At 48.4% G+C, this 9,479-nt stretch carries 14 protein-coding genes and 1 tRNA gene; 9 read left to right on the top strand and 6 right to left on the bottom strand.

The genetic code is table 11. The features are described from left to right. Positions 1-53: 53 nt before the first annotated feature. From mtnP to ACZ5TN_RS10300, 3 genes are all read right to left on the bottom strand, one after another. The gene (gene mtnP / locus ACZ5TN_RS10310; protein WP_464917626.1) at positions 54-857 is read right to left on the bottom strand and encodes an S-methyl-5'-thioadenosine phosphorylase; all 804 of its coding nucleotides are present in this window, start codon (positions 855-857) and stop codon (positions 54-56) included. A 41-nt stretch (positions 858-898) separates the two neighbouring features. After that, positions 899-2,203 carry a hypothetical protein gene (locus ACZ5TN_RS10305; RefSeq protein WP_464916658.1) on the bottom strand — a complete coding sequence of 435 codons (1,305 nt, stop codon included), beginning with the start codon at positions 2,201-2,203 and terminating at the stop codon, positions 899-901. A gap of 99 nt (positions 2,204-2,302) precedes the next feature. Next, positions 2,303-2,512 (bottom strand): hypothetical protein, encoded by a 210-nt coding sequence (locus ACZ5TN_RS10300; protein WP_011250435.1) that lies wholly within the window; start codon positions 2,510-2,512, stop codon positions 2,303-2,305. A 549-nt stretch (positions 2,513-3,061) separates the two neighbouring features. Between ACZ5TN_RS10300 and ACZ5TN_RS10295 the strand changes: the two genes are divergently transcribed. From ACZ5TN_RS10295 to ACZ5TN_RS10275, 5 genes are read left to right on the top strand one after another with little or no spacing between them, the layout of a single operon-like run. Next, the gene (locus ACZ5TN_RS10295; RefSeq protein ID WP_011250437.1) at positions 3,062-4,408 is read left to right on the top strand and encodes a signal recognition particle protein Srp54; all 1,347 of its coding nucleotides are present in this window, start codon (positions 3,062-3,064) and stop codon (positions 4,406-4,408) included. Then, positions 4,405-4,644, top strand: coding sequence for an Lrp/AsnC family transcriptional regulator (locus ACZ5TN_RS10290; RefSeq protein ID WP_011250438.1), 240 nt, complete (start codon positions 4,405-4,407; stop codon positions 4,642-4,644). The genes ACZ5TN_RS10295 and ACZ5TN_RS10290 overlap by 4 nt, the downstream gene beginning before the upstream one ends. 5 nt (positions 4,645-4,649) lie before the next feature. Further along, a complete protein-coding gene (locus tag ACZ5TN_RS10285) occupies positions 4,650-5,171 on the top strand; it encodes a YkgJ family cysteine cluster protein (RefSeq protein ID WP_464916657.1) in 522 nt (173 codons plus the stop codon). A 56-nt stretch (positions 5,172-5,227) separates the two neighbouring features. Continuing rightward, positions 5,228-5,941: a phosphoribosyltransferase family protein gene (locus ACZ5TN_RS10280; RefSeq protein WP_464916656.1), complete on the top strand. Its 714-nt coding sequence runs from the start codon at positions 5,228-5,230 to the stop codon at positions 5,939-5,941. A 9-nt stretch (positions 5,942-5,950) separates the two neighbouring features. Next, complete coding sequence (locus tag ACZ5TN_RS10275) at positions 5,951-6,280, top strand: hypothetical protein (RefSeq protein WP_011250441.1); 330 nt, start codon at positions 5,951-5,953, stop codon at positions 6,278-6,280. Here ACZ5TN_RS10275 and ACZ5TN_RS10270 read toward each other — a convergent pair. Continuing rightward, positions 6,263-6,712 carry an Lrp/AsnC family transcriptional regulator gene (locus ACZ5TN_RS10270; RefSeq protein WP_464917625.1) on the bottom strand — a complete coding sequence of 150 codons (450 nt, stop codon included), beginning with the start codon at positions 6,710-6,712 and terminating at the stop codon, positions 6,263-6,265. The two genes, ACZ5TN_RS10275 and ACZ5TN_RS10270, sit on opposite strands and share 18 nt — an antisense overlap. Before the next feature lie 67 nt (positions 6,713-6,779). On the opposite strand from ACZ5TN_RS10270, the gene ACZ5TN_RS10265 reads away from it, so the two are divergent. The 3 genes from ACZ5TN_RS10265 (at position 6,780) to ACZ5TN_RS10255 (ending at position 8,547) form a co-directional block, all read left to right on the top strand. Next, positions 6,780-6,857 (top strand) — tRNA-Arg (locus ACZ5TN_RS10265). A 520-nt stretch (positions 6,858-7,377) separates the two neighbouring features. Beyond that, positions 7,378-7,572, top strand: coding sequence for a hypothetical protein (locus ACZ5TN_RS10260; RefSeq protein ID WP_464916655.1), 195 nt, complete (start codon positions 7,378-7,380; stop codon positions 7,570-7,572). Positions 7,573-7,785: 213 nt separating this feature from the next. Next, positions 7,786-8,547: a metallophosphoesterase family protein gene (locus ACZ5TN_RS10255; RefSeq protein ID WP_464917624.1), complete on the top strand. Its 762-nt coding sequence runs from the start codon at positions 7,786-7,788 to the stop codon at positions 8,545-8,547. A 5-nt stretch (positions 8,548-8,552) separates the two neighbouring features. Here the strand turns inward: ACZ5TN_RS10255 and ACZ5TN_RS10250 are convergent, their stop codons facing one another. Next, positions 8,553-8,852: an FUN14 domain-containing protein gene (locus tag ACZ5TN_RS10250; protein WP_464916654.1), complete on the bottom strand. Its 300-nt coding sequence runs from the start codon at positions 8,850-8,852 to the stop codon at positions 8,553-8,555. A gap of 108 nt (positions 8,853-8,960) precedes the next feature. Between ACZ5TN_RS10250 and ACZ5TN_RS10245 the strand changes: the two genes are divergently transcribed. Further along, positions 8,961-9,290 carry a PadR family transcriptional regulator gene (locus ACZ5TN_RS10245; RefSeq protein WP_011250445.1) on the top strand — a complete coding sequence of 110 codons (330 nt, stop codon included), beginning with the start codon at positions 8,961-8,963 and terminating at the stop codon, positions 9,288-9,290. Here ACZ5TN_RS10245 and ACZ5TN_RS10240 read toward each other — a convergent pair whose 3' ends face one another. Beyond that, a complete protein-coding gene (locus ACZ5TN_RS10240; RefSeq protein ID WP_011250446.1) occupies positions 9,291-9,446 on the bottom strand; it encodes a 50S ribosomal protein L40e in 156 nt (51 codons plus the stop codon). It lies immediately after the preceding gene. Positions 9,447-9,479: the final 33 nt, after the last annotated feature.

Raw genomic sequence — 9,479 nt, 5'->3', positions numbered from 1 at the left:
TCGAGGTTTAAAACGTAAGCACAGTTAAGAAGAAGGGAGAACGGAGAAGGACACTACTCGCCGGTCGCGCCCTTCAGTGCATCCTTGCAGGGGCACCTTCTTTCCTTTGGAATGTACTCGATGGCCTTCATGAGCAGGAGCTTTATCTCGTTGGACTTCTGGGCCATAAGCTCGACCACTTCCGTGTGAGTGAGCTTGTTGGGGCTTATGCCAGCGGCGTAGTTGGTGACTATGGCAACGCTCGCGTAGCACATCTCAAGCTCCCTCGCGAGTGCCGCTTCTGGACACTGGGTCATTCCAACGACGTCGGCCCCGAGGATCTTTAGCGCTCTTATCTCAGCCCTCGTCTCAAAGCGGGGCCCTTCCATGCAGGCATAAGTTCCCGTGGGGTGATATGTAAAGCCCAGCCCCCTGGCGGCGTTCATCAGGGCTTTTCTCAGCTCGGGACAGTAGGGTTCAGTAAAGTCAACGTGGGCGACGAACTTTCTATCGTGGGGGCTTTCTTCACCGTCGTAGAATGTGTAGTGCCGGGTCTTAGTGAAGTCAATAAGCTGGTCGAGAATAACGAAGTCACCAGGCTTCATGTCTAGGTTGAGAGAACCAACGGCCGAAGTCGAAAGAATCCTCTCGACGCCGAGCTCGTAGAGTGCCCAGATGTTCGCGCGGTAGTTTATCTTGTGCGGTGGAACGCTGTGTCCCTCGCCGTGCCTGGCGAGAAATACTATTTCCTCGCCGTTGTACTCGCCGATCTTGACTTTGACCGTTCCATAGGGTGTTTCAACGGTCTCTTCCCTGATGTTGGTCAGAAGTGCGGGGTCGTAAACTCCAGAACCACCTATTATCGCTATCCTTGGCATTCGCATCACCTAGACAGATAAAAGAAACGTGCCTTAAAACGTTATTCATCTGCCCACAGGCGCTTTTGCTCCTCTGCCCGCTCCTCTATATCCTCAACCACGCGACCACTGGCCTGAAGCTCTGCTATCTTCGCCAAAATCTCGCTGAGCAACCATGAACCCCACCTCGGATCCTTAACCTCGAGGGCCGCGTCTATGGCTCCATCTATGTCGCCCTCTTTGAGCTTCTCGATTGCTATACTCCCAAAGGCGAGGGAGCGCAGGTGGGGGTCACTTATAGAGGAAGCAAGATTCCAAGCCCCCTCATAGTCATGGAGTTTCGAGAGATAACGGACGGCCTTGACCTTCAAGCGTTCCGAAGAGACAAAAGAGCCTATTTTTCTGACGAGTTCTAGGTACTCCGAACTTGGAGGCCTTTCAAGAAGAATATCCAGCACATATCCCGCTGCGAGTAGTTTAGCATCCTCAGGCAGCGAATCAATGAACTCCTCAACAAGCTCCACTCTATCGATTATAGAGGATACAACGGCAGATATCACCTCATCCCATTGCTCACGGGGGATTCTCTCAAGGGACTCTGAAACGAACTTGATTTCACCCTGGACCGCCAGACTGACAAGGAACGATTTAAGAACGTCAACGCTAACATCCGACGAAAGGCCGACTATAAACTGGAAAACTTTCTCGTAAACCGCGGAGTCCAGACTGCCCGATTTTTTGAGGTAAACAGCCACAGCCTTCACGGCCTCACCAAGCCAGTAATCACTCTTGAACTGAGAAAGCATGCCCAGAGCTGTGCCAAGCTCATCTCTTTTGAGATGCTCCTTCAGGATATTGAAGAGCGCAAGCGACTTCCAAGGCTCGTTTTGGATTTTTTCAACAATTTTGTGCGCATTTCTCAGATTGCCATCCTGGATGTGCTTATTCAGGATCAGGAGTAGTGCATCATTTCTTTTAACTTCGTTTTCAATCTCCAAAGAATACTCAAACGCCCTGTCCATGAAGTCTATTTGAACGAGTTTTTTCACTAAGCGATAGAGGAAATCATCCCTTGGTGCTTGCGGCATTTTGAGTATTGCCTCATAGGCGCTTTCGAAAACACGGTTAGCACTCTGAGGGTTTATACTGCTCAAAAGTGTCCCGACCTCAATTAGAGCGTGAACCATAAGGGGAGGATTTTCAATCGAGGCTATTGCCCGGAGAGCAGAAGAGAACGCATCTTTATATTTGGGACGTTTGGCTAGATACATATAGTAGCCGATTCTAGCATACGTAAGTGCCCTTAGATAGGGGTCTTGAATACTACGGGCTATTGACAGCAACTCAAAATAAACGTCTTTGGACAAACTATACCACCCCAAAAAATATCCAATGATGTTGTATTTATATGTTATGCCCCCATGTTCAAGATCAAAACACATAAAAGTTACAGAAATCCAAAAGAATCAGCTGAGGTCGTCGTACACAACTCCAACGACTTCCCCATCGTCCAGGGAAACGAAGCTGACCTTTGTCTTCTTTCCGGTTTTCGGATCCACAACGACAAAATCCGGGCTGGCCAAGTACTGGCTCGAGGGCATCTTCCAGACATCGCCGTAATGGATGCGAAGCTCCTTCAAAAACCTCTTGGGATCGCGCTTGATAACCGTTGGCATAGGTATCACCAATGATATATACAACTTCAACATATAAAAAGCTTTCCTAAAGACATTCGTTAAAAAATGATTCGACAATCGACGAATAATTTGAAAAAGCACCCAATCCGTCCGACGAAAACCATAGAAATGCTAAGAACAGCCAAAAAAAGAAAAACAGCCCTATCAGACTCACCTACGGAGCATCTCAACGTACTCAAGCTCCTCAGGAATCGGCCTTCTCTTTCTCCTCTCGTTCTCCTTGGTGAACATGTACTCGTAAACGAGCATCCACGGAAGCATTCTCTCACCCCCTATGTTTCTCTCCGTTAGTCAATAGCATTTTCAGGCTTAAAAACTTTTGTAGATTGTTTTTTCACAGAAATGAACCGAAAAGAACTCCAAACTCAATAAAAGAGACCATAGAATTGGATTTAGCTTCAATGTACAAAAAATTACATCTTAAGCGGCTCTAAAACGGCTGATTAAACGAAATGAATACATTTTACAAGAACTCAAAGACCCAACCGTTTATAAGGTTATGGTTCATCTCTAAACAAGGTGAGAAAAATGGCACTTGAGAAGCTCGGCCAAGCACTGAACAGCGCTCTCAAAAAACTCGCCCGTTCGAGCACCGTTGATGAGGCCACGATCAAAGAGATTGTGAGGGATATCCAGAGGGCACTACTCCAGGCAGACGTTAACGTCAAGCTCGTCCTTCAGTTAACAAAGCAGATACAAAAGCGTGCGCTCGAAGAAGAACCCCCCGCAGGGGTCAGCAAGAAGGAGCACATAATAAAGATCGTGTACGAAGAACTAACCAAGTTTCTCGGAACCGAAGCAAAGCCCCTTGAGATAAAGCACAAGCCGACCGTTATCCTCACGGTTGGAATCCAGGGTTCCGGAAAGACGACAAGCGTCGCAAAGCTCGCCCGCTACCTTCAGAAGAGGGGGTACAAAGTCGGCGTTGTCTGTTCCGACACCTGGAGACCGGGAGCTTACTACCAGCTCAGACAGCTTCTCGACCCGTTTGGCATAGAGGTTTTTGGTGATCCAGAAGAGAAAGACGCAGTCAAGCTCGCGAGGGAAGGCGTTGAGCACTTCCGTGAGAAGGGTGTTGACGTCATAATAGTCGACTCCGCGGGAAGGCACAAGGAAGAGAAGGGCCTCATCGAGGAGATGAGGCAGATAAGCGAGGCCATTAAGCCCCATGAAGTCATACTTGTAATAGACGGTACTATCGGCCAGCAGGCGTACAACCAGGCAATGGCCTTCAAGGAGGCAACCCCCATAGGATCAATAATCGTGACGAAGCTCGATGGAAGCGCCAAGGGTGGTGGAGCGCTCTCAGCAGTAGCGGCGACGGGTGCTCCGATAAAGTTCATCGGAACCGGAGAGAGGATAGACGACCTTGAGCCCTTTGATCCAAAGCGCTTCGTTTCGAGGCTGCTCGGTCTCGGCGACATACAGGGCCTCCTGGAGAAGATAGAAGAGCTCCAGAAGGAGCAGGAGTTCAGGGAAGAGGACATGGAGAAGTTCCTGCGCGGAAAGTTCAACCTCAAGGACATGTACGCCCAGCTTGAAGCGATGCAGAAGATGGGCCCTCTGAAGCAGATACTCCAGATGATACCGGGACTTGGCTATTCCCTCCCGGAGGACGCAGTTAGGGTAGGAGAAGAAAAGCTAAAGAGGTACAAAGTCATAATGGACTCAATGACGGAAGAAGAGCTTGAAAACCCGGAGATCATCAACTATTCGAGGATAAAGCGCATAGCCAGAGGATCTGGGGCAACAACGGCGGAAGTAAGGGAGCTTCTCAACCAGTACAATCAAATGAAGAAGATGTTCAAGAGCTTGAATAAGAGAAAGCTCGCGAAGATGGCCAAGAAGTTCAATTTCGGGGGGCTGGGAATATGATAGAGGCAATCGTTCTGATAGTTGTGAAACCCGGAAACGAGGAAAAGGTCTATCAGGAGATAATAAAAGACCCCCGCGTTAAAGAGGCCTACAGAGTATACGGAGAGTACGACATTATAATCCGCATCGAAGTCCCCAGCATTGAGGAGCTAGACAGGTTCCACGACGAAGTTCTCAGGAAGATCAAGGACATTGAACTAACGGAGACCCTTATAGCAAGCAGCTACCGGAGGTGAACGAATTGAAAAGGTGGGTCGCGACAGTCGACCTAGTCACTTTGGAGGTCGAGTCCGACCCAACCTTCAAATTTAAGTGCATTGAGAACTGCGGACTTTGCTGTGAGAGGCTTGAAATCCCGCTCAGGGATGAGGACATAGAGAGAATCGAAGGATTGGGCTACAATACCTGGGAGTTCGTGGACTATGAAAAGCTCTTCTACAGAGGGGATAAGTTTCTCGGGTATGCGATAAAGAAGAACCCCGTTACTGATGCATGCGTCTTTCTCGATCCAGAAACAAAGAAGTGCAAAATCTACAACCACAGGCCACTCGCATGCAGGCTGTATCCATTTGTCTTTGTTAAAAACGGGGAGAGAATGGAGATCTATATTAAGGAAGATTCATTCTGCCCTGGCATTAACCATCCCGACGGTAAACCAGTCACCAAAGATTTCCTCATGAAAGAATACTGGGACATCATCGAGGAATACAGACAAAAAGTAATCCACAAAGGCCAGAAAACCCAGGTGAATGCGAGCGTTTAGACCGAAACATATTTATACATTTTTTTGTTAATCCCTGGCCACCTGGAGGTGAGAGGGTGAGCCAGTTAAAGGCAGTTCAGGAAAAGCTGAGACTGATAAGAATCCTGAGGCTGTTAAAGAAGTCTTACACATACGAGGAGCTGTCCCGCATAACGGGATTGCCAATAACGGTCCTTAACCGATACGTTAGGGGAAAGGTACTACCAAGCTCCGAGAGGACTAAAGAGCTTATGGAGCTGCTTGCACCCTATATCAACATTGAAGAAGAGGTTCGCAAGAGGATAAAGTTCGATGAAAGGGGATTCTTCGACAACATGCCCGCCCTGAGCGACACCGCGCTGATGAGTCTGATAGCGGAGGAAGTTGCCAGCAAGTACATGGACAAGGACATTGACAAAGTCCTCACAGCCGAAACCGACGGCATTGTCCTGGGAACGCACATAGCGAGGGAGCTGGGGGCAGACCTGATATACGCAAAGAAGAAGAAGGAAGTCGGCGTCGAGAAGTTCTACGAGGTGAACTACGTACCAAGTGCATCGGGAAGCGTTATGACTCTCTATCTGCCACAATGGGCACTGAAGAAGGGAGAGACCGTGCTCATCGTTGACGATGTCATAAGGAGCGGTGAGACCCAGAGGGCGCTCGTGGAGCTGGCACACCAGGCCGGTGCAAAGCCCGTCGGCATGTTCTTCCTGATAAGCGTTGGAGACGAAGTGGAAAAACTCAAAGGGGAGTACCCATTCCCCGTTGAGAGCCTCATAAAGCTCTGAGGGATTTCCATGAAGGGGTTCATTTACAACGCCGCCGGGCTGAGCATCCCAGTCGAGTTCACGCCCGGCGTTCCTTTTAGATTTGAGTGCCCCGAAGAAGACTGCGGAAAGGTTGTGGTCATAGAAGGCGTGATAGAAGAAGTCGATGAAGTTGAATTCACAAAGGTTCTCGAGAAAACAATAAAGGAAAATCCGTCCTTCAGCAAAATCAGGGAGATAACTTCCAGAAGGTTTGTTTTCAAAGGGAAAGTTAATGAAAGGGAAGTAACTCTTCCCGTGGAAAGTTTTCAGGACTTTACCGAAAGATTCCTCAGGGAAGTCCTAATCCTCAAGGGATAGTCTCGGTTCCTCTTTAACAACCTGCATGACCACGCTCGTGTTCGTTTTTTCAACGCCGTCGAGCGACAGCAGCCATTTTACAAACCTGTTCATATCAGCCCTGTCCTTGAACTTTGCGATTACGAATATATCGAACTCTCCCGTAATGTCATAGACCATCATGGCCCTGCCGCTCTCCGCGATTTTTCGCTCAATCTCAATTATTTTCTTCCCCTGGGCCTTAACTCCAACTAGGGCAGTCAAACCAAAACCCAGCTTTTCATAGTCAACAATCGGGGCGTATCCCTTAATAACCCCGCTCTCCTCAAGACGCTTAATGCGGTTGTATACAGTGCCGACAGCCACCCCCAGCTCCTTCGCTATCTCCCTGTAGGAAAGCCTAGCGTTTTTCTGGAGTAATGACAGTATCCTCATGTCAAGCTCATCGACCACAATCACCACCGGAGAGAATACACCGTAAACTTTAAATACCCTTCTCTAAGAGGGATTAGCGGGCAGTGGACCGGTAGCCTAGCCAGGATAGGGCGGCGGCCTCCTAAGCCGCAGGTCCGGGGTTCGAAGCCCCGCCGGTCCGCCATCAGCCCTTGCTTGCGCAAGCGCTGGCGGAAGATTGGTATGCTTTCTTTTTAGATATGCCTGCTTTTGAAGGGTTTACTTCCAATTGGCTGATTCAAAAGGATTTTCTCACCGTATAGTGCCCGAAGGGCACTAAAAAGAAAGTCAAAAATCACAATTAGCGCGGGGATTTTGGAGTTAAACCCGCGCGAGCCTGCCTTCTTGAGAGCATACACTCCCTAACAGGCGAGATCGAGGAGAAGGGCACACACTTTTGGTGAAGCTTTTTCTAAAAGCTTCCTGCGCGAAGTTTGATCAAGGTTCGTAGCTCTTTTTCGGAATGCCAATTCACCGTGATTTTCCAACTCAAATGGCTTTTTGAGAGTGAGAACCCTTAATCCACCCTGCCAACGTGTGTTTAACTCAAAATCGACGCCCAAAAGGCATCAAAGAAAAGAAAACACCCTCTTCAAGAAGCTTCCTAAAAGGTTCTCACTCAAAAATGAGCACTTGCAGTCTAAAATCTTAAAATAAAACTCTCCTTGAAGAAGAGCTACAAACTTTTGGTCAAGCTTTTCCCAAAAGCTTCAGCGCCGCTTTCACTAGCGTTCAAGCGTCCTTACCGGATGGCGGAAAAGAGGTATGCGTTTTTAATGAGCTGGCTTTTGAGCGGGTTTACTTTCGAGTTGCCAGACTTACAGGATTTTCCCCACAGTATAGCGCTCGAAGAGCGCTAAAAAGAAAGTTCGAAATCACAATTAACGAGAGATTTTTAAGAACAAACCCACACGCGAACCTGCTTTCTGGGGAGCATACACTCCCGATAAGCAAAGTTCGAGAAGAAGGGCACACTTTTGGTCAAGCTTTTTCCAAAAGCTTGCTGGAAACGAAAGGCTTAAATACTTCAACACTTTTATTTTCTTCAGGTAAGAAAAAAGGAGGTGGTGGCCATGGTGTACGTGGCCGTTCTCGCGAACATCAACGGCAACCTTCCAGCACTGGCAAAGGCCCTTGAAAAGATAGAGGCCCTAAAGGAGGAAGGGTATGAAATAGAGAAGTACTATGTTCTGGGCAACATCGTTGGTCTATTCCCCTACCCGAAGGAAGTCCTTGACACTCTTGACGACCTCATCAGGAACAACACAGTCAAGGTCATCAGAGGTGAGTTCGACCAGGTAATAGCCGAGAGCGACCCCCACGCGGAAGGACCGGACTACATTGACAAGGTTGAATATCCCGACTACATAAAGAAGGCCCTCAAGTACACCTGGGAAGCCCTTGGTCACGAAGGGCGCGAGTTCATAAGGGACCTTCCAATATACCTTGTCGACAAGATTGGAAAGAACGACATATTCGGAGTCTATGGAAGTCCTCTGAACCCGTTTGGAGGAGTTGTACTGCCAGACCAGCCGACCAGCTACTACGAAGCCATCATGAGGCCGGTCAAAGACTATGAGATACTCTTTGTTGCATCACCCAAGTATCCGGTCAACGCTATGACCCGTTACGGTAGAGTCATCTGTCCCGGAAGCATTGGATACCCACCAGGCAAGAACCACAAAGCAACCTTTGCCCTCGTTGATGTGGACACTCTACACACCAAGTTCATAGAAGTGGACTATGATGACGAGAAAAAGCTCATAGAGGAGAAAATCAAGAAAGAGGGCCTTCCGGAAGAGCTCATCAAGATACTCTATCATGGAAAGGTCTGACCCCTTTAACCTTTTTTGAACCCTAAGTAGAAGCCTGCAACAAACGCACCGGTACCTGGGAGTATCCCAAGAGCCTTCTGTCCAAGACCTAGTACCTGCTGGGTCACGTTCTCACTCAGGTTGAAGAGCTTGTCAGTGTTTATTGTTATCACTCCCTTCTGCTGGAGCCAGAAGAGGCTCAAAAGGTAGGCTCCTATTAATGTCATCACGATTTTCACGAACTTCTTCAGAGCGTATCCTGTTACAAAGCCCACTATTGCACCGACACCCAAGTCCCCAAACATCCCGCCCATGTCGAACTCCATGAGACCACCACTAGCAAATCGGGCGAGAAGAAAGATAAACCTTTTGTCGGCAAAACCCTTAAATTATATGGATCTAAAATATTTCACAAAGAACAAAAGGGTGAGAGTATGACAACCCCCCTAGAGAGATTGCAAAACAAGATTACAAAGGAAGTTCTATGGCTCTACATACTCCGGCTTTTGAAAGAGCGCCCCATGTACGCCTACGAGCTAAAGGAGAAGATAAAAGAGGCTTTCAACTTTGAACCTGCCACAGTCAGCTCTTACGTGGTGCTTTACAAGCTTGAGAAAGAGGGATACGTAACCTCAGAATGGCAGGAGACGACCGGGGGTAAACCCGCCAGGAAGTACTACAAGCTTACACCAAAGGGAGAAGAACTCCTAAAAGAGGGAATAAACTTCCTCGAAGAAACATTGAAAAAACTGAAGGGGGAGTGATCAGCGTCCTCCACCGCGCGGTTCTCTGGCCTTCGGGCGAAGGCCCTTGTAGCCGCACTTTCTGCACTTCTTTGCGCCCCACGGGTTAGTGGCACCGCAGCGCATGCACACGAGTTTCCTAAAGATCCTAGCCTCAGCCTCAGGGAATCTCGCCATTCTTATCACCTCGATAACCTTAAAGCCTGCAAC

The sequence above is a fragment of the Thermococcus sp. JCM 11816 genome, from assembly GCF_055396515.1.
The sequence above is the reverse complement of the archived record's forward strand: the minus strand, read 5'-3'. Positions and strand labels throughout refer to the sequence as shown.

Excerpts from the sequence above, each read along its gene's own strand:
- mtnP (WP_464917626.1), bottom strand. The coding sequence starts at position 857 with ATGCCAAGGATAGCGATAATAGGTGGTTCTGGAGTTTACGACCCCGCA.
- ACZ5TN_RS10250 (WP_464916654.1), bottom strand. The coding sequence starts at position 8,852 with ATGGAGTTCGACATGGGCGGGATGTTTGGGGACTTGGGTGTCGGTGCA.
- ACZ5TN_RS10295 (WP_011250437.1), top strand. The coding sequence starts at position 3,062 with ATGGCACTTGAGAAGCTCGGCCAAGCACTGAACAGCGCTCTCAAAAAA.
- ACZ5TN_RS10300 (WP_011250435.1), bottom strand. The coding sequence starts at position 2,512 with ATGCCAACGGTTATCAAGCGCGATCCCAAGAGGTTTTTGAAGGAGCTT.
- ACZ5TN_RS10240 (WP_011250446.1), bottom strand. The coding sequence starts at position 9,446 with ATGGCGAGATTCCCTGAGGCTGAGGCTAGGATCTTTAGGAAACTCGTG.
- ACZ5TN_RS10255 (WP_464917624.1), top strand. The coding sequence starts at position 7,786 with ATGGTGTACGTGGCCGTTCTCGCGAACATCAACGGCAACCTTCCAGCA.
- ACZ5TN_RS10275 (WP_011250441.1), top strand. The coding sequence starts at position 5,951 with ATGAAGGGGTTCATTTACAACGCCGCCGGGCTGAGCATCCCAGTCGAG.
- ACZ5TN_RS10245 (WP_011250445.1), top strand. The coding sequence starts at position 8,961 with ATGACAACCCCCCTAGAGAGATTGCAAAACAAGATTACAAAGGAAGTT.
- ACZ5TN_RS10290 (WP_011250438.1), top strand. The coding sequence starts at position 4,405 with ATGATAGAGGCAATCGTTCTGATAGTTGTGAAACCCGGAAACGAGGAA.